Raw genomic sequence first — 19,066 nt, 5'->3', positions numbered from 1 at the left:
AAGGAGCGGTTTCAACTGCCGATTCATTTGTGCTTGACAAGGAGCGCTTTCAACCGCCGAAATTCTTAATTTTTGCCGATGACAAACAACTTTAACTCAAACAATTTAAAAACGATCGCCTACAGAAACATTATCGACTTAACCCATGCAATTCATCCAAATATTCCCATCTGGCCCGGAGATCCGGCGATCGCATTTGAAACCGTATCTCAAATAGAAAAACACGGCTATTTCCTACGAAAATTTTCAATAGGAGAACACAGCGGCACTCACATCAACGCACCCAACAGCTTCGATCCAGCCGGCGCGAGTGTTGATAATTACGAGGCGCAGTCGCTAGTTTCGCCCGCAATTGCGATCGACATCCGCGAGGCAACTGTTGCCAATCCAGACTACACTTTAACTGTAAGTGATATATTAAATTGGGAACAACAGCACAAACTTATAGAACCGGGAAAGATCGTTTTATTGTATACTGGGTGGCAAGAAAAATGGGATAACAAGCAAGCATTTTTCAATCCCGATGCAGGCGGAATTTGCCACTTTCCCGGATTTGGCAAAGCAGCAACTCAATTTTTGCTGGAAGAACGCTCAGTCGCTGGAATAGGAACCGATACCCACGGAGTAGATCCAGGACAAGATGAAAGTTTTGCGGTTAACAAAATGGTATTGGGAAAGCAGCGAATAGTGCTGGAAAATCTAGCAAATCTCCACTTGTTACCTGCTACTGATATCACTTTGGTTATCGGAATATTACGTTTGTTGGGAGGCTCAGGCTCGCCCGTGTCAGTGTTAGCTTTTGTAGCTTAAACGCTTGCACATTTAAAGTGTTTGTTGGGGCTGGTCTGAAGCGCACCTCACTCATGGTTGGATTATTGTTTGATATAGAATGTTAGTGTTGATTAGCTTATTGCGGTAAAATTAAAGTGAGAGAAGTCGAGTAAAAATAATTAAGATTGATGACAGAACTGCCAAAGGATCTCAACGAGGCGATCGCCCAATCGCGCAGTGCAACAGCCGCCGCCCTCTCGGACGGCAAAAATCTCCTGCAAGTCGAATTAGTATTTCCCGAAATAGCACTGCAAGCACAGTCTATCGCCCAACAATTTCTCCCAGAATTTGAGGAAATTCACTCTGGAGTCAAAGTCTTTTTTCCCGATACCGGTGCGGCGGCCCTCGCCCGTCGCGACTGGGGAGAAACACTGTTTAAAGTGACTGATTTGGGTAGCAGCCGCACCCCTATTGAAGAGAAAATAGCACCGGAAGACGAACTGTTTTTGTTAGTGAATCCGGCGGCGGTAGAAGTGGCGCAAGTCGAAAAACTCTACTTAGCGACGGGGGGGCGTCCGGTAATTATACTCAACCCGCGACTCGAAGATGTTGCTACTATAGGGATAGGCTATGCAGCCCGCCAATTGCGCGATCGATTCCTCAACAAAATCGAATCCTCCTACTACATCAGGCCCCTAGACAATGCGGCTTTATTCCGCTGTTACCCGCAACCCTGGCAAGTTTGGCTGGAAACAAATGACGAATACGAACTAATTTCTGAAACCGCCCAAAAACCCGTCGGAGACGATTTAGAGCGGATTTTAAATAAAGCTTTGGGAACCGTCGATCCAAATTCCAACGCACCTGTTAAACCGCTAAAAAAGAAAAGTTTTTTGGCAGAACTTCAGACTTTTCTCAAAGCTTTGACTCAGTGAGATTTGTTAACGCTCGATCGTGGTATTGTAGGGTGCGTCAGCTAGGATTATTTTTGATTTATATAGATAGGTCTTGACTGACGCACCCTACAGAAGTGAGTTATTTTCGAGTCAATCGATCGACAAATAACTGTCGAGTAAATCTAAAATCTAAAATCTAAAACTCGTACTGAGCGAAGTCGAAGTATCTAAAATAGATTGACTCAGTAATAACAGTTGCAGAAACCCAATGAAAAGCTTGCCAGTTTTGCTATCTGTAGCAAGACAAACAGATATTAGGGAAAATTACTGAATCTCGATCGCAAGGACTATAATGGGTGAGACCCCTCCTCCCTAAAGAATGAAGGAAATAGCATCAAAATCAGATGGTATAAGCAAGTAATTGGGGTTTTGAGTCAGGGAAGCGGATAAACACAGTGGAGTACCGACGCATTGTTATCGGGGACGTACACGGGCATTACGACGGCTTAATGCTCTTGCTAGAGGCGCTTGCCCCGAGCTTGAAGGATCGCGTTTATTTTTTGGGAGATTTAATCGATCGCGGGCCCAAAAGCGCTCAGGTATTAGATTTTGTGCAGCACAGCCCCTACCAAACTCTGCTGGGAAACCACGAACAACTGATGCTGGAGGCTTTGTCGGGGCCGCAGGTGGATATGCGGGCGTGGCAATTTTGGATGTACAGTGGCGGGGAGGCGACAGTCGCCAGCTACAAAGAGACAGGGATGATGCCGTACAAACACTTAGATTGGCTGCGATCGCTCCCTACGTACATTGACTTAGGCGATATCTGGCTGGTACACGCGGGCGTGCATCCGGCTATGCCAATTAACGAACAGTCTAGCGAACAACTGTGCTGGATTCGCAAAGAATTTCACACGATATCGAAACCGTATTTTCCCAACAAATTAATTATTACCGGTCACACGATCACTTTTACCTTTGAGGGTGTGAGGCCTGGGGAATTAGTCAGGGGCCAAGGGTGGTTGGATATTGACACGGGTGCTTATCATCCCAAAAGCGGCTGGCTGACTGGATTTGACCTCAACTACCGCAGAGTTTATCAAGTAAATGTGTTTAACAATCAAGTCCGAATTGTGCCGTTTGACGAAGTTGTCCGACAATTGAAGCCACAGATTACATTCCCGAAAAGTCAGATTAACCCTGTTGTTCAGCAGCAGGGTTAAATTAAGTTGTAGGGTGCGTTAGTTTGAGTTCGATCGACAAAATCGAAATTCACTTGTTTCTAACGCACTCTACCAAATAGATTTGTTTTTTAACGAACCGCGAAGACGCAAAGATCGCTAAGTAAGAAAAGAAAAGAAAAGAAAAGAAAAGAAAAGAAAAGAAAAGAAAAGAAAAGAGAAGAGAAGAGTTCGCCTTTGACAATTAGAGAATTGCTAGGAAGATCGCAACAGTCGGTCAATTTCCAGCTTGTAAGCCGCATTATTCAAACCTTCACCGCTAGCCAGATCCGGATCGATCGCCCCATTGATGGCAGCAATCCGATCGCTCGTAGCCGGGTGAGTGCTCAAAATACTCGGTGGAGAAGACTGATTGAGCAACTTTTTCATAAAATCAACCATCCCAGATTGAGCGTAGCCCGCTCGCCCCATAGTTTCCAATCCCAACTGATCCGCCTCGTACTCAGCTTGGCGGCTGTGGGGGCGGCGCAAAGCCAACTCCACGCCAATCTGCACCGCCGCAGAGCGATCGAGCCCAGTCGCCGAAGCTACACCAGAGGCGATCGCCATTTGACGCATTTGTTTAATCGAGTGGCGAGCACTAATATGCCCGATTTCGTGGGCCATAACACTGGCTAATTCCGCTTCATTATCCGCCGCCGCCATCAAACCCTTATTCACATAAACAAAACCGCCCATAGTCGCAAAAGCATTAATATTGTCGTCATCAATCACCTGAAAAGTATAAGGAATATTAGGGCGAGTGCTTTGCTCTGCCAGCCGCTGACCGATGCGGTTGATATATGCTGTAGCAGCGCGATCGCGGTAAATTTTTACTTCTCCCCCCGCCAACTGCTGATTGATTTGTCCGCCAACAGTCACCTCCTGGCGATCGGACATATTCGACAATTGAATAACTTGAATCCCCCGAAAAATCAGTTCCGGCAAAGAAAACGCCTGTGTTGGTTCCGGGGAAATCACCCAGATACTCGCAGTCACAATCAGCGACAGAAACAGATAAATTCCCCGGCCACAAGTATGCCGGCAAGTCAACCAAAAACTTTTGAACATAATTGATAAGTGTTAAAGGAAGGAAGATGGAAGATGGAAGATGGAAGATGGAAGATGGAAGATGGAAGATGGAAGATGGAAGATGGAAGATGGAAGATGGCTATAACGGCTTCGCGAGCGGGTGAAAAGATGAAAGAAGGAGATAAGACGGCGGTTGAAAGCGGATCTACAACAACAAAGTCCCTCTCTAAGAGACTGCATAAAATAATGTAATTTCATCCGTCCGTTCTTCAACCGGCATCGGCAGGTTTTGTTTGACTTTCTGGCGGTTTCAACCGCCCGGTATTCTTTTTTTTTAGGAAAAATTCAAAAAGTCACTAAATCGGCAGACGAAATAGAACGCTGCTTAGTTGCTATTTTAACTTGTTGCCAAATTTTAACCACTCTCCCCATCTCCCCACTCTCGCCCCTCTTCCCCATCACCCCATCACCCCTCACCGACTCTGTAAGTCCTGCGGATTTTGGGCGATCGTTGTGGTAATATCTTTTGGCTTGTACAGATACTCCTGTCGCTGTCCGTTTATAGGCGATTTATGAAAATTTTAGATTCTCAAGGCCGGCTGTTCGGCAAACTCAGCATTCTAGACGTATGTGCCGCAATGATTGTGCTGCTAGTTGCAGTCGGCATCTTCTTTTTTCCGGGCACATCGGGCGGTTCCGTCGCCCAAGTCGGCGGCGCTAGTGTTAAATCTGTAGAGATTGATGCAATTGCGATCGGACTCAAAGGCACGAACTTCCCAGAGTTGTTCAAAGCTGGCGATAAAATCAACGTAGTTATCCGCAACCAGCCCGCTGGTCAGATTACGATCAAATCCGTCAAAACTATCACCAGAACCCTCGCAGTTCCCCAGCCCAACGGTACCCTCAAAGCTCTCCCCGATCCCCGAGAAGAAGAATCCTTCAGCAGAAATATGATGTTTACCCTAGAAGGAAAAGGTCAAATTACTGACAACGGCCCGGTTTTAGGAAATACGAAGGTTAAAATTGGCACTACCCTAGAACTTGAAGGCAAAAAATACATTTTCAATGCCAGCGTCATCGACGTGCGAGTCAAAGAATAGTCATTAGTCATTAGTCATTAGTCATTAGTCATTAGTCATTAGTCATTAGTCAGCAGTCATTGCTAATCGGGAAGGGGGAAGAGGGAATTCATATTCCTTCTTCCCTCTTCCTTCTTCCTTCTTCCTTCTTCCTTCTTCCTTCTTCCTTCTTCACCCTTGAGAAAGCACCCTTAAATATTGTCGAATTAAACCAACAGTCACAGCCGGAATTTCCAACTGCGGAGTCAAACCCACATTTTCCAGAGATTGAAAAACTTTGATTGCTTCGGGGTTGAGATTGGCCAATCGCTGGCCAATATCCGGGCTGGTAAACTGCGATTTTTCTCCCCAAATAATCGCAGTCGGCGTTGTTAGCTGAGTGATGTACAGCGACAAATCAAAGCACAAATCTCCCCGCACAAAAGACAGGGCGGCATATTCTGCATTTGGTTCTAAGGCAGATTCGAGGTAAGCATCGACAATTTCTTGGTAGACGCGGCGCGAATCGGCAAATTGGCGCTGTTCTAAGAAGTTGCGAATCCCGCCGTCTGTGGCGATGCCCGTACTGTAGAGCAAACGGTCTAAAATTGGCGTGTTGACTAGCTTAGCGAAGAAACTGCTGCCGTAATCCTGTCCGAAGTCCGACAAACCGCTTGGTGTTGTCAAAATAAGCGATTTGAACAGATCCGGGCGGGCGATCGCCGCTCGAATCGCGATCGCCCCTGTCAGCGAAGAAGCGATCGCATCCGTCGGACTGTCGCAAGTTTTTTCCAGAAATTCAATCAAAGTTGTGATATAGTCTTCGACTTGATAATTTCTCGGCGGATGTTCCGATCGCCCCCAACCGATTAAATCCGGTGCTAAAATTCGATATTCCGCTGCAAAAGCCGGATAAACTTTCGACCATTCGTAGGCACTAGACCCGCCCCCAAAACCGTGGAAAAATACCAAATTCGGTTTGTTTTCAGATGCCGGGGCAGACAATTCGAGCCAAGGCATTTTTTCAGCAGTGTAGTATACCATTCTGCCGAGAGAAGTAACTATCGATCGCTGACCGAAGCCGAGGGGCATAAGCATAAGTAAACCTCAATCGCTATTAGATTTTAGATTTTCCTCCGCAGCCGGGCCTCAATTTAAAAAAGTTGCAAAGCTAGCGGAGTTTTTGTAAAGATTAAGTATTGATTTCAATCTATTTTAGTACAAATCAAGCCTGAAACTACGGACAGCAACTAAGTTGTGCGATTTTGGGGACTTTTGCCCTGTAGTTATCTTCACCCTTGCTTGCCTACCGTCGATCGGAGATAATAGCAAAATGATGGGTAAGACCCCTCAAAAGCACCGAGTCGGTTCGCCAAGCTCGAAAGCAGGAGTATTCGATTTCGCTTTTAAACCGACCGCTGGTTTGCTGCCGTGAGCCAATCAAGAATAATTAATTACCATATTTTGCGGAGCAGTCGATTTTGAGGTTGAAAGTCCTTGTTAGAGGCGATCGGTTTTCGATTCCGGCGTTGCAGGTTTGGCAATTTCCCGCCTCGCCACTATCAATTCCCAAACACCAGAAACAACCAATTTCAGGGAGATTTACTAAAAATGCAACTGCTCAGGAAACGGGATCGCGAGGGTTTTATGGTTGACGCACAGAGTCTTCGATCGGACGGGTTTGCAGAATTTGATACAGCCTGTCGAAGCATGGATTTAAACGGCAAAAAGTCTTTAGTCGCCATTCCCGAACGATCGGGCGCTGGGCCAGACGTGCGATCGCGCGCCACGGTACCGGCGATCGTCCGCCTAGCTTTAGAAGATTTGAAATGCTTTGAAGTAGTAGAACACCAGTTTGCACATTGGGGGGTGACTTTTAGCAATGCTGTCGCCATCCAACCTTCAAACCCAGCATTTTTCACCAGTTTTGGGAGAACAGTGCTAATGGGAGCGCCAAAAAGCGGATTGATAGAAGTAACTTTCAAGCATCCTGTTCGCAGCGTGTCAGGACTTGTCACCAGTTCGCGGCGAACTGTTTTATCGGCTTGCGACATTGACGGACACCCAATTGTTCAGGATGAAATGCCTGCACCGAATCTGGTAGGCTCTAATTCTCCGATCGCCCCTAGCACACCCCTGCGTGTCAAAGCTCCGAATATTCATCGAATTACTTTTTATGCTTTTGACGGTCAGCTAATAGTCGATGACTTTATTTTTGGATTTTGAACTGGTGCTATAGGTATCATCCCAAGTCTGCAAACCTTCGAGAAGGGCATTGCGGACTAAAGCTTCCGGTTCTTGACTCAGCATCAGGCGAAAGCACTCGGCAGCACGGGTTAGGGCTATCCTGTTCCTTGGCTTGGCGGGCTGATTTTTGACATAACTCCGATGGCAAAACCCACCGTTATTTACCAAATCGGTCATTTGCCGCACTGCAATCAAACGCTTCACGGGGTCAGCATCGGTCAAATCTGCCAGGATGCGATCGACCGTGGCTTCATCTTTTGAGGCTCCCATACTCAGCGCTTGTCGCAGCAGCAGCCCTGCAATGGCGATCGTGCCAAAGTTTTGCAAAATCAGGCTCGCAGCCATCCAGGGGCTGCTTGAGTCCGCCCAAATCGCCAAACTCATGTAAGCGCCCAAGGTAGCAATGCCGCCGGTGCCCGCTGCTAAAATAAACCGACGGTTCGGGCTATCCCAAAATTGCTCGACTTGCGATCGCAGCCATTGCCACTCCCGCGACTCTCCTCGGTAAACCAGCATCATGGCTGCGATTCCGAACCCTGTCGAAAACAGTAACTGACTGTTCCACAACGCCCAAATTGCTGCCAGGGTGATAACTGTCAGCCAACCTTTCGATCGAGTCAAACGATCTAGCAACCACTTGACAAAGCCGATAGAACCCACAGGCGATCGGGCCCGATCGGTCTTGGCCTCAGCCCGGAAATATCTTGTTTGGGCAGTCTCTGGGAATCCTCTAGAGCGATCGTCCAGACTGAGTTCTCTCAAACCTCGCGCATCAGTGATATCCTCAGACAGGTCGAGGGGGGGGAGCTGACTGAGTTGCCAAGTGCGATCGGATATTTGCACTGGCGATCTATTCAGCTTGGTTGTAGTTTTTTTAACTTGATTCATAGTAACTTTTTTGATAAGTAACTTACATTTATCCCGGCGTTTTTAGCACGGATTCAAATGCTCGGAAAACAAGACTCTGACACTAGACTTGAGTTGCACTCAATAGCAGACAATATTGAACGATCTGCGTCGGTCGGTGTCGATCCGGTTGAAATCTGGCGTTAACCGATCGAATATTGATGCAATCTTGGTCTCCTTTATGATATCATCGGAAATTAAAACCCGTCGTGGTGAACACCTCAACTGCGCTGAATTCCCAGCCATCATTACAAAAAATCCAGCAATTGCAGATTGTTAAAAAAAGTACGAATACAGGTCAACAGCGAATATTTCTGACTCACTTTTGAGACAGTGCGGGCGATCGCACCGCGCCGCGGGCCGACAAGCAGTCTCCCAAAAAATACGCGACGCAAATTTAGCCTTTGGGGCCTGGGCCCGAGAAATCGTCGCTGTGCCCGGATGTCCAATCGGGCTGTGTTCGCAGGTTGAGCGTTTGGATCGACAGCCGCAGGTGAAACCCCAGAATTGCAACAGTCTTGTGGGAAAACCCATAGCAGGATCGTTCCTAAACTGCTAAGATTTTTGAATAAGAATCCGAAAAAATCAAGTCTGGTAAATTAGCCGTAATTCTAGTATGGGGCAGGAAGCGTCGCGCCCGATCGCCAACCAACCCCGATATCTCGATATTACGGTCGATCGACCGTAATAATGATAGCATCCAAGCCGCTTCCCCTGGTTCCAGCCCGTAAACCTGCAGCGCCAAAACCGACTGCAGCAGCTTGTACCGGCAAGGGCGGAAGCAGGAGAAATATAGACTGCAAGACCAGACTCAGGCCCAAGTTCTGCTTCAAATTGTGTCTGCAAGGGTTAGGCTAGTGAAGAAAAGAAAATAATAGTTGCGATCGAGACTTCATCAGTCTACGTTGTAATTTCTTATCCTGTCGTCAAGCTCAACAGTTTTAGATTCTCTGGCAAACGAAATGCTTGACACCGATCGTGCAAAACTCGACAGTCAAAGAACAGAGGTTTGACGGCAAAGCCCTTACCAATATGTAAACATTTTACCGATGGCTCGCCGGAGTAATCTTGCAGGAAAACCCATGTCTAGTATGCAAAACCAATTCACGGTTCACTTCTGGGGCGTTAGAGGTAGCATAGCCTCTCCCGGAGCCGAAACAGTACGTTACGGGGGCAACACACCCTGTATAGAAATGCGAGTGGGTGAGAGCCGCCTAATTTTTGATGGCGGTACTGGATTGCGGGTTTTGGGACAAACTCTCCTGTCGCAGATGCCCGTAGAAGCTCATATGTTTTTTACTCACTCCCACTGGGATCACATTCAAGGATTCCCATTTTTTGTCCCCGCTTTTCTTAAGGGTAATTGTTTTCACATCTATGGGGCAGTGGCTCCTAATAAGGCTACGATCCAGCAGCGGCTAAACGACCAGATGCTTCACCCCAATTTTCCCGTGCCTCTGCAAATTATGGGGGCCGACCTGAAATTTAACGATATAGAAGTGGGCAAACCGCTGGAAATCGGAGACATCAAGGTGGAAACTGCTTTGTTGAACCATCCGGGGGAAGCTATGGGCTACCGGGTGAACTGGCGGGGCTATGCGGCGGCTTACGTGACTGATACCGAACATTTTCCCGATCGTTTAGACGAAAATGTGCTGTATTTGGCTCGGGATGCTGAGGTGCTGATCTACGATGCTACTTATACTGATGAGGAGTATTATGCGGAAAAGTCTAGCAGGGTTGGCTGGGGACATTCGACTTGGCAGGAAGCGGTGAAGGTGGCAAAGGCTGCTAATGTCAAGAAGCTGGTGATTTTTCACCACGACCCGCTACACAATGACGAGTTTTTAGACAAGGTGGGAGAGCAGGTGGCTCAAAGGTTCCCGAACAGTTTGATGGCCCGGGAAGGTTTGTCGTTACAGTTGCTGCCTCCGGGTGAGATATCTGAAGAAGTCGGTGCAAGCGCCTAAAGTGCTTGTCTGAGGGATTTGAGATTGGCCTGCAAGTTCTGAAATCTTGAGGTCGGAAATTTCAAAGTTATGGCTGACCTTACTTACCTAAAGACGAGCTACGAGACTCTCGCAGCGCGAGAGTCAATTCTGGCGTTGCTGATTCACGGTATGAATCAACTTTTCTAGGGAGTTACAAAATTCACCATACTTGGCTTATAGCAATTGGGAGATCTTGAATTCATACCTATATTCAGCAACGCCTCAATTCTTTAATCTTTAATCTCAAATCTACGCTTCGATCGCACGCGGGCTAATTATGTCAAAATGTAAAGCGTGTTGCTAACTTCTTCCTGTACCGCTGCTCTGACTCCAACTGCCGTTGCCTTGGGAAACTTTGATGGTTTGCACCTAGGGCACCGACAAGTCGTGCAGCCAATTTTAAATCGATCGCCTAAATCAAATTCTGCGACTGTTTCTGTGTCGGCGCAATCCTCGCGCTCAAACCCTGGCCAAGATGCAAATTTGGAAAGCAAACCTCCGGCAAGCTGGGACAACGACTCAGCAGCACCGCCCGATACAGCCGACAGCGGCCTTAATTTCAATGGTTCGATCGCCCTCGGTCAGGCTGTGGGTAACAGCTTCTGTGGGATCGATTCTAATGGGGTCGATCGGCTTTACAGCACTGTAGTGACATTCGATCCGCACCCGCAAGAATTTTTTACAGGTAAACCCAGAAAACTGCTGACACCTCTGGCCCAAAAGGTAGAATTGCTCGCAGCAATGGGTGTTGAACAACTGGTACTGCTGCCGTTCGATCGAGAACTGGCGGCCTTGACTGCTGACGAGTTTGTCGAAAAAATTCTGGTGCGACAACTGCAAGCGAGTCGAATTAGCGTGGGGGTTGATTTTCGGTTCGGGCGGGGACGCGCGGGGACGGCTGTGGATTTGCAGTCGATCGCCTCTGGTTACGGTATTGATGTGACTCTGGTACCGCTGCATAATTGCGGTGAGGGCGATCGGATCAGCAGTTCTGCCATCCGAGAAGGTCTGGCATCCGGCGACCTCAGAAAAGCCAATCAGTTGCTGGGCAGACCCTACACTTTAGTCGGGACTGTGGTTGGAGGACAGCGACTCGGCAGGACGATCGGATTTCCTACTGCTAATATCGAACTGCCGCCGGAAAAATTTTTGCCACGTTTTGGCGTGTACGCGGTGCGAGTCTCGGTGAAGCATGGATGGGAAAAGATGAATGAGGAAAGTTCTTCCTATCAGCAGGAAAATCCCAAATCTCTAATTCCCGGCACAGCATCAAATTTATCTTTTGTCAATGGGGTGATGAATGTTGGCTGCCGCCCGACAGTAGACGGCCTACAACCCACTGTGGAAGTTCACCTGTTAGATTGGTCTGGGGATTTGTACGGTCAAACCTTGAGTGCGAGTTTGGTAGAGTTTTTGCGACCCGAACAAAAATTCGCTTCTCTGGAATCTCTCAAAACTCAAATTCAGGCAGATTGCGATATTGCTAGAAGCCTCTTAACTGCTAAAGTCTAATAATTATGTGATCTAGAACAGGCGATCGCTTTTAAAAATGGTGCAAGATGAGTCAGACTAAATTCTAGTTGTACAAATACGAAGTCCGCAAGGCAAAGACTCAAGATTTTGGCAATCTTGATATCTTTTCAACAATTAGCAATTAGCAATTCGCAATTAACAATTAGAAATCAGGGATATGAGACAACATATTGAGCGGCTCAAACAAAATCTAGGCAAAACTATTGTTGGCAAAGCCGATGCTATTCGCTTGGTGCTGGTAGCCGTGCTTTCGGGCGGGCACGCGCTGCTGGAAGACGTGCCTGGTGTAGGAAAAACTCTGCTGGCGAAGTCTTTGGCGCGATCGATCGATGGGAAGTTTCAGCGGATTCAGTGCACTCCCGATTTGTTACCGACTGATATCACTGGTACTAATATTTGGAATCCCCGCAGCGGAGAGTTTGAATTTTTGCCCGGGCCAGTTTTTGCTAATGTTTTGCTTGCTGATGAAATCAACCGGGCGACACCGCGAACTCAGTCTGCTTTGCTGGAAGTGATGGAAGAAAAGCAGGTGACAGTAGACGGAATTTCTCGGAGTGTTCCGGCACCGTTTTTTGTGATTGCTACTCAAAACCCGATCGAATATCAAGGCACTTTTCCGCTACCGGAAGCGCAGATGGATCGGTTTACTTTGTCTTTGACTTTGGGCTATCCCGAAGCGTTGGAAGAGTTGCAAATGTTGGAACGGCTGTCTGATACTTTTGCAGTTGAGGATTTGCAGCCTTGTATTTCTTTATCTGAGGTGCAGGAATTGCGCCGCTTGTGTGCTGCGGTGAAGGTAGAAGGCTCTTTGAAGCAGTATATTGTTGATTTGGTGCGATCGACCCGCGAGGATGAAGAGATTACTCTGGGAGTGAGTCCCCGGGGTGCGGTGGCTTTACACCGGGCCTCCCAGGCTTTGGCGTTTATTTCCGGGCGGGATTATGTTACCCCGGATGATGTGAAGGATTTGGCACCGCACGTACTTTCTCACCGGTTGATTCCGGCGGGCGGAAGGAGGGCTAAGGCGATTGTTGATAAGTTGTTGAAATCTGTTCCTATTCCTTAAAAAGTTACAAATCCTCGATCGGATCATCGATCGGAGACGGCGGTTGAAACCGATCCTATACAAACAATGTCCGCCGGACGCCGACTAAAGAGAAGACGGCGGTTAAAACCGCCTGGTCTTTTTATCTTATAATGATTGTTCAATAGATCCTTGAAACAGCGCTACTAATTTTTTGGCTTCTAAATCGACATTGTGTTGTTTAGCTACCCGTTCTGCTCCTGTTTTCCCCATTTCTTCTAGCTTTTCTAAAGGTGATTCCAATGCTGCGCGCATCGCCACCGCTAATGCTTCTACGGAACCGGGAGGAACTAACCAACCGCAAACACCGGGTTCTACGAGTTCCGGGATGCCAGCAACATAGGTGCTAATTACGGGCCGATTGAGAGCGAGGGCTTCCATAATTACGACGGGCAAACCTTCAGCAAAACTAGGCAATACCATTGCCCGTGAAGCTAAAATTTCTTGCTGAACTCGATCGCCACTGGCCCAGCCGGTAATTTCTATATGGTTTTGCAGATTTAGTTGTGCAATCTGCTGTTCAATTTCAGCTCGCAGCGGCCCGTCTCCAACAAATACCAATTTAAACTCCAAGCCTTGAACTGCTAGCTTGCTGGCGGCTTCTAGCAATAACAAATGACCTTTTTGTTCGCTGAGGCGGCCAATGCAAGCTAAGCGCGGTGCTGCGGGTATGGGGACGTAGGGTGCAGCTAAAAATGCAGCATCTACGCCGCAGTGTATGACGTGGATTTTTGACCAAAAAGTGCGATCGCACCATCGAAAAAGCTGACTTTTACCGAAGGAACTAACTGCTGCTACAAAGGTCGATCGTTTAATTTTTTCGTCTAAGGAAAGAAGAGTCGCTTTATCAAATTCTTCAGGGCCGTGAACGGTGAAACTGTAAGTCGGGCCGCCGAGCACGCGGCACAGCATGGCAACAGTTGTGGAATTTGTCCCGAAGTGAGCGTGAACGTGTTCTGTACCGGATTCTGCAAACCAATTTAAAAGAATGCAAGCTTCTGCTAAATAAGCTAGATGCAGCAAAATCCCCCGTTCCGAGTGCCAGCCAACTTGGAACATTAACCGCACAGCTTCGATGAATCGAATTGGTCTAGTTGCGGCAACGCGCAGCAAACCCCACGCTAACCCCTGTACACCAACTCCTAAGATTACTTTAGTCAATTCTTGCTCTAGTTTGTCGGCCTCATCAACGAGTTCTGATTCGCAGGATCGGATCGAAAAACGTGCGATTTTTATGCCGCATTTTTCCACTGCGAGTATTTCTCTGCGGACAAAGCTGTGGCTGACTTTGGGGTATTGGTTGACTAGATAGGCGATGTTCATGAACGGGGAGAAAATTTTATGGTAAAACTTAGATTAGTTTAGCCTTTGGCTGCATTCCCTGGGCAACAAATTTAGCTGATTTGTTGAGCTTATTTGAGCAGGGGCGGAGGGCGATCGCTTTTGGTGGGATGGGGGAAGTGACAGCGGGGCGATCGCTATTTCGGTCAGAGCAAATCAATCCACACATTTTACATTTTTAATACAATAGTCAGGACAGTTTTTAGGTAGTAGCCACAAACCCTTGATTTTCCCGCAAGCAGTTCGCTCGCCATGAAAGCCTTTTTTTAGGGCTCACAATCAAAAACTCTTTCAAGCGTTTTTATATGCAAAGCACTCCCAATCAGATTGAACAACTCCCAGATTGCCTGAATAATTGGTAATTATTCAACGTGCAATTCCATCTAATTTCCTATTGTCACCTAAATTTTCCCGAAAATCACCAGCCCGAAAAATAATCGCCCAAATCCCCAAAAAACCAGCAACTCTCGCAACTCTCACAACTCCCCGAACTCTCACCACCAAAGATTTTTATGAGGCGACTTGCTCTGCACCTACCCAAGATGACAACAAATAAGGTAAAGTAAACGGCACAAGAGTTTAGAACTCTCAAACTGCCGCAACTCGGCAAACCCGCCCCGACCAGCAAAACTGGCCAGTACGGGCGACTTTAACCGCTAACAGCTAACCCCTAACAACCGACAAAAATGCAAACCTACTACTACGTTTTAGCCAGCCAACGCTTTTTACTAGAAGAAGAAGCCCTTGATGAAGTGTTTAAAGAAAGAATTCGTAACTACAACGAACAAGAAAAACAAATAGACTTCTGGTTGGTCAAACAGCCAGCTTTTCTAGAAGCGCCGACAATGGCAGAAGTCAAAGCAAAATGCCCTCAACCCGCTGCAGCAATTATTTCCATCGATCCTGTTTTCATTACCTGGTTGAAACTCCGATTAGAATATGTACTGACAGGTGAGTTTCAAGCACCGTCAGCCAATATTCCCGATGCCCTCGCCTCGCTACAGACAGCATGAATCAACTAGCAAAAAAATCTACAGAGAAGCTAGGAAAATTAACGGGAAGATTGTACAATTTCTTTGTCTTTTTTCCCCTATTTTCTGCTACGACGATCGCTATTTTGACCTTGACAATTTTATCGAGTTCTGTTAAAGCTCAATCGAGCTGCCAACCGCCGCTGTCCGATGAATATCTACTGTTAATTGTCACCAGAACACCAGAACAGCAAGAAAAAGCCAAACGCTCTTTTCCCGGAAATACTGACAATACAGTTTGTCGGTACATCAACGATACGGTGACGCGAATTGGTGGCTTTCGCGACTCGCAAATTGCTAGCGATTGGGTTAAATATATCGAAGATGTTGTCGGATTACAAGCTTATGTAGTACGATCGCCCGCAGCGGCACTTCCTCAAAATTTGCCCGTATACAACCCTGAACCAGCAACAGGTTCTGAACCAATCGCCAATCCTCAAACTGGCAATATTGGGTTCAATCCCCAAGCCCTAGGCCCCGGTTATGCAGTGTTAGTGGATTACTTCAATCAACCGGAATTAGCCACCCAAGTCAAGCAAGCATTGGGCACGCAAGTAGGGTTGGCTTCCTACGGCCAGCGTCCTTTTTTATTCGTCGCTTATACCACGGATCAAAATGCCGCTACTGCTGCGGTAAAAGCATTGAGCGATCGAGGTTTTTGGCCGATGTTGGTAGACAGCCGCCGCGTTACGGTAATTAGTCCTGCTGTTAGGTGAAAGTTCATCTATCTCCATTATCATTCGGCGATTGAAATCGCTTCTTGTCAAACAAAGTCCGCTTTCGCGGACTAAGAAGTAATAGCAAATTTACTTAAGAATTAATTATTGTTGTTTGAGCTGTTGGGCATCGTTTCCTAGCTGACTTTCGGCCCGCTTTTTTGCTTCGATTGCGGCTCCGTAATCCGGTTTGTAGCGAATTGCTTTGTCATAGGAGGCGATCGCATCTTCGTATCTTTTTACCGCCACAAGTGCATTGCCACGGCTGTACCAGGCTTCCGAGTAGTCAGGCTTGACATAGACGGCTTCATTGTAAGAGACTAGCGCATCTTCGTACCGCTGCAAATTGTACTGAGCATTGCCTCTATTGTACCACGCTTGAGATTCTTTCGGGTTTAAATCTAAGGCTCTGCTGTAACACTGAATTGCTTGTTCGTACTTGCGTAGTTCGTGGTACGACCAACCTAAATTGTACCAGGCTTGATAATAATCAGGTTTTAATTTAACAGCTTTTTCGTAAGCTTCTACCGCTTCTTCATGTCGGCGCATTTTCAGCAAAGCGATGCCTTTACTGTACCAGCCTTGATAAAAATTGGGCTGAAACCGCACGGCTTTTTCGTAGGCTTCAAAAGCTTCTTGGTTTTTGTTTAATTCGAGAAAAACATTGCCTAAATTGTACCAAGCTTCAGAATTATCGAATTTAATTTCAACTGCTTTTTCATAGGATTCTACGGCTCGATCGTACTGTTTTAATTTTTGATAAGCTTGTCCCCGATTGTACCAAGCACCGTACAAATTGGGCTGAAACTGTACCGCTTTTTCGTAGGATGCGATCGCTTCTTCGTACCGCTGCGAATCTAACAGACTATCGCCTCTGCCTTCCCAGGCGGCGGCATAGTCGGGCTGGATTTTCAAAGCGTTATCAAAAGATGCGATCGCCTCTTGAGACTGTTGCAACTTATCCAAAGCATAACCGCGTCCCGTCCAAGCTTCTAAGTATTCCGGCTTTAATTCTATGGCTTGATCATAAGCTGCCTGTGATTCTTGGTATTTTTTTAATGTGTACAAAGTTTTTGCTTTTTCCTGCCAGACTTCCGCGTACTCTGGCCTGAGATTTATTGCTCGATCGTAAGCGGCAAGAGCTTCTTCAAATCGGCTTAAATTGTAAAGAGTATTGCCTCGGTTGTACAGGTCAGTTGCATTGGCAGAATTAAAAGTGTTTACACCATAAATAGATGCTATAATACTGATGCCAATCAAACTCGCGATCGACAATATTTTTAAATACAGTTTTTTTCGGGATTTTACAGTCTTATTCGCAGCAGCAACCGGAGGCAATACAGGAAATGTACCGCTGAAAGAATTTTTCAATTCTTTAATAGCTTGCAGCGTTTCGCCGGCACTAGAATAACGTTGCCGAAAATCGTACTTTACCATCTTATCTAAAATGTTTGCAAATTCAGGACTGACGGATGTTTTGTCCTGCCAAATAATTTCCTCTGTATCGGGGTTTTTTGGCATTTGGTGAGGATTTATGCCAGTGAGGAACTGAATTGCGATCGCACCTGCGGCATAGATATCGCTGCTGAGTTTGGGGTTGCCGTGAGCTTGTTCGCTGGGCATATAACCGGGAGTACCAATGCTGACACTTAAGCTATTTTTGGGCTGAGACGTGGTGATTTGAGTAGTAATTTCTTTGACGGCGCCGAAGTCAATTAAAACTAATTTTCCGTCTCTATCTCTGCGGAGGATATTGCGGGGATTGACATCGCGGTGAATCACATTTTGCTGGTGTACAAAATCTAAAATTTCTAGAAGTTCTTGCAATATACAAATAACTTGATCTTCCTGCATGACTCCCGCATTCCCATGAGAAGCGGGCGTAATTTCTTGACTTAAATCGTGACCTTCTATAAATTCTTGAACTAGGTAAAACTCTTGGTTCTCTTCAAAAAAAGCAAAAAGTCGGGGAATGCGATCGTGATTTCCCAATTTGTACAAAACTTGTGCTTCGGTATCGAATAAACGTCTGGCTACCTGTAGAGTTTGCGGATCAGTTGCTTGAGGTTTAAGCTGCTTGACGACGCAGAGGTGATTGCCTGGTAGCTGCTTATCTTCAGCTAAATAAGTTTGAGCAAATCCGCCGCCTCCCAAGTGACGGATAATACTGTAGCGATTGCCGAGTGTGATTCCAAGCATGAGATTTACCTAATATTCCTAGTCTTTTGGAGAATTAGCTTCCAACCAAGCTGTTAAATCTTCGGCATTAGAAAAATCTAACATGGCTTCTGCAAGATTCTCTAATTTGTCGATCGGCAATTGGCGAATGCGGCTTTCAATATCCGGGTTTATTTGACCTAAACGGCGACTTAGCAAACGCATAATTAACCCTACTTGTCCTTCTTGTCTGCCTTCTTGTCTGCCTTCTTCCCTGCCTTCTTCCCGACCTAAAGCCACTGAACCCTCTTGATCTTGAGCAAAAAACTCTTGCTGTTGTAATATGTTAAATTCCTCCTGTGTCAAACTAACTTGATTGGCAATTTCAAAGGCTTTCTGAATTTCCGGGACTGTGACCATTGTTTGAGGTACTTCATCCAAAGTGCCAGTAGTTTTGATAAAGTAAATCCACTTGTCCGTAAGAGTTTCCAGTCGATCCAATTCTTTCTTAAATTTTGGCAACTCTACAAATACTAACTCAATGTCATTTTGTAGATAATCAGACAAGCGATTTCTTTCTTTGAAGACAAAATGCGAAATCACATCTTGCTCGCCGCGAAACATTTCAAAATCAGTGATAGTCAAAGCAATCACAGGTCGCAATTGCTTGTATAGTTCTCCTCTTGTTAATTGGAGTGCATAGGTTTTTGCTGCATTGTACAAAACTCGCTTGCCAAATGCCTGTACCTTCAAAACTTGCATTTCAATAATCACAAATGTGCCGTCATTAAGTAGCGCTTTGACATCTAAGTAACTATTTTTAGCTCCGGCTACTTGAGGGCCAAGATAAGGATCGAGGATTTCTAAGCTTTTAATGATCGATTCTTCTTCATAGAGTATGGCATTTAAGAAACTAATCAAAATCTCTGTACTTTGGCTGGAGCCAAATATTTTCTTGAATGCAAAATCTATTTTGGGATTGATAAATCTCATGTTATTTTTCTCCTTAGAGATTTGGAATTAACACGGCTGCAAACCTTACTGTGACAGTCTGTTTGGTATGTTTCTTGTTCCCTCCCCTTA

18 protein-coding genes are annotated in these 19,066 nt (G+C 46.2%); 11 read left to right on the top strand and 7 right to left on the bottom strand.

Annotation, left to right across the window (positions count from 1 at the left end):
* The first annotated feature begins 78 nt into the window (after nucleotides 1-78).
* The 3 genes from QT998_RS02670 (at nucleotide 79) to QT998_RS02660 (ending at nucleotide 2,890) form a co-directional block, all read left to right on the top strand.
* Nucleotides 79-810, top strand: coding sequence for a cyclase family protein (locus tag QT998_RS02670; protein ID WP_333117599.1), 732 nt, complete (start codon nucleotides 79-81; stop codon nucleotides 808-810).
* A gap of 149 nt (nucleotides 811-959) precedes the next feature.
* On the top strand, nucleotides 960-1,706 hold the full coding sequence (locus QT998_RS02665; RefSeq protein WP_333090475.1) for a DUF1995 family protein: 747 nt from the start codon (nucleotides 960-962) through the stop codon (nucleotides 1,704-1,706).
* A gap of 416 nt (nucleotides 1,707-2,122) precedes the next feature.
* Nucleotides 2,123-2,890 (top strand): metallophosphoesterase family protein, encoded by a 768-nt coding sequence (locus tag QT998_RS02660; protein ID WP_194069461.1) that lies wholly within the window; start codon nucleotides 2,123-2,125, stop codon nucleotides 2,888-2,890.
* Nucleotides 2,891-3,103: 213 nt separating this feature from the next.
* Here the strand turns inward: QT998_RS02660 and QT998_RS02655 are convergent, their stop codons facing one another.
* Entirely contained in the window at nucleotides 3,104-3,958 is an 855-nt protein-coding gene (locus QT998_RS02655; protein ID WP_333117601.1) for a M48 family metallopeptidase, read from the bottom strand.
* A 33-nt stretch (nucleotides 3,959-3,991) separates the two neighbouring features.
* On the opposite strand from QT998_RS02655, the gene QT998_RS02650 reads away from it, so the two are divergent.
* Together QT998_RS02650 and QT998_RS02645 are read left to right on the top strand one after the other, a co-directional pair.
* The gene (locus tag QT998_RS02650) at nucleotides 3,992-4,171 is read left to right on the top strand and encodes a hypothetical protein (RefSeq protein WP_333117603.1); all 180 of its coding nucleotides are present in this window, start codon (nucleotides 3,992-3,994) and stop codon (nucleotides 4,169-4,171) included.
* A gap of 320 nt (nucleotides 4,172-4,491) precedes the next feature.
* Nucleotides 4,492-5,019 carry a DUF4330 domain-containing protein gene (locus QT998_RS02645; RefSeq protein WP_194011245.1) on the top strand — a complete coding sequence of 176 codons (528 nt, stop codon included), beginning with the start codon at nucleotides 4,492-4,494 and terminating at the stop codon, nucleotides 5,017-5,019.
* 150 nt (nucleotides 5,020-5,169) lie between these two features.
* On the opposite strand, the gene QT998_RS02640 is transcribed toward QT998_RS02645, so the two are convergent.
* Entirely contained in the window at nucleotides 5,170-6,075 is a 906-nt protein-coding gene (locus QT998_RS02640) for an alpha/beta fold hydrolase (RefSeq protein WP_333117604.1), read from the bottom strand.
* Between the two features lie 513 nt (nucleotides 6,076-6,588).
* Here QT998_RS02640 and QT998_RS02635 point away from each other — a divergent pair.
* Nucleotides 6,589-7,203, top strand: a complete 615-nt coding sequence (locus QT998_RS02635) for a hypothetical protein (protein ID WP_333090483.1) — start codon at nucleotides 6,589-6,591, stop codon at nucleotides 7,201-7,203.
* On the opposite strand, the gene QT998_RS02630 is transcribed toward QT998_RS02635, so the two are convergent.
* The gene (locus QT998_RS02630; RefSeq protein ID WP_333117606.1) at nucleotides 7,171-8,112 is read right to left on the bottom strand and encodes a hypothetical protein; all 942 of its coding nucleotides are present in this window, start codon (nucleotides 8,110-8,112) and stop codon (nucleotides 7,171-7,173) included. The two genes, QT998_RS02635 and QT998_RS02630, sit on opposite strands and share 33 nt — an antisense overlap.
* Nucleotides 8,113-9,212: 1,100 nt before the next feature.
* Between QT998_RS02630 and QT998_RS02625 the strand changes: the two genes are divergently transcribed.
* The 3 genes from QT998_RS02625 (at nucleotide 9,213) to QT998_RS02615 (ending at nucleotide 12,720) form a co-directional block, all read left to right on the top strand.
* Nucleotides 9,213-10,100, top strand: a complete 888-nt coding sequence (locus tag QT998_RS02625; RefSeq protein ID WP_333090488.1) for an MBL fold metallo-hydrolase — start codon at nucleotides 9,213-9,215, stop codon at nucleotides 10,098-10,100.
* 315 nt (nucleotides 10,101-10,415) lie between these two features.
* The gene (locus QT998_RS02620; protein ID WP_333117607.1) at nucleotides 10,416-11,633 is read left to right on the top strand and encodes a bifunctional riboflavin kinase/FAD synthetase; all 1,218 of its coding nucleotides are present in this window, start codon (nucleotides 10,416-10,418) and stop codon (nucleotides 11,631-11,633) included.
* A gap of 178 nt (nucleotides 11,634-11,811) precedes the next feature.
* Nucleotides 11,812-12,720 carry an AAA family ATPase gene (locus tag QT998_RS02615; RefSeq protein WP_333090492.1) on the top strand — a complete coding sequence of 303 codons (909 nt, stop codon included), beginning with the start codon at nucleotides 11,812-11,814 and terminating at the stop codon, nucleotides 12,718-12,720.
* Between the two features lie 126 nt (nucleotides 12,721-12,846).
* On the opposite strand, the gene QT998_RS02610 is transcribed toward QT998_RS02615, so the two are convergent.
* Both QT998_RS02610 and QT998_RS02605 read right to left on the bottom strand, forming a co-directional pair.
* Complete coding sequence (locus QT998_RS02610; protein ID WP_333090494.1) at nucleotides 12,847-14,061, bottom strand: glycosyltransferase; 1,215 nt, start codon at nucleotides 14,059-14,061, stop codon at nucleotides 12,847-12,849.
* A 28-nt stretch (nucleotides 14,062-14,089) separates the two neighbouring features.
* Complete coding sequence (locus QT998_RS02605) at nucleotides 14,090-14,248, bottom strand: hypothetical protein (protein ID WP_333117609.1); 159 nt, start codon at nucleotides 14,246-14,248, stop codon at nucleotides 14,090-14,092.
* Nucleotides 14,249-14,765: 517 nt separating this feature from the next.
* On the opposite strand from QT998_RS02605, the gene QT998_RS02600 reads away from it, so the two are divergent.
* Nucleotides 14,766-15,092 carry an MgPME-cyclase complex family protein gene (locus tag QT998_RS02600; protein ID WP_333090496.1) on the top strand — a complete coding sequence of 109 codons (327 nt, stop codon included), beginning with the start codon at nucleotides 14,766-14,768 and terminating at the stop codon, nucleotides 15,090-15,092.
* A complete protein-coding gene (locus QT998_RS02595; RefSeq protein WP_333117612.1) occupies nucleotides 15,089-15,826 on the top strand; it encodes a hypothetical protein in 738 nt (245 codons plus the stop codon). Before QT998_RS02600 ends, QT998_RS02595 begins: the two co-directional genes overlap by 4 nt.
* Before the next feature lie 105 nt (nucleotides 15,827-15,931).
* On the opposite strand, the gene QT998_RS02590 is transcribed toward QT998_RS02595, so the two are convergent.
* A complete protein-coding gene (locus tag QT998_RS02590) occupies nucleotides 15,932-18,025 on the bottom strand; it encodes a tetratricopeptide repeat protein (RefSeq protein ID WP_333117614.1) in 2,094 nt (697 codons plus the stop codon).
* An 18-nt stretch (nucleotides 18,026-18,043) separates the two neighbouring features.
* The gene (locus QT998_RS02585) at nucleotides 18,044-18,976 is read right to left on the bottom strand and encodes an Rpn family recombination-promoting nuclease/putative transposase (RefSeq protein WP_333117615.1); all 933 of its coding nucleotides are present in this window, start codon (nucleotides 18,974-18,976) and stop codon (nucleotides 18,044-18,046) included.
* Nucleotides 18,977-19,066: the final 90 nt, after the last annotated feature.

This window comes from Microcoleus sp. S1D4 (genome assembly GCF_036700765.1).
Classification (GTDB): domain Bacteria; phylum Cyanobacteriota; class Cyanobacteriia; order Cyanobacteriales; family Microcoleaceae; genus Microcoleus.
This window is presented reverse-complemented; position numbering and strand designations above follow the sequence as displayed.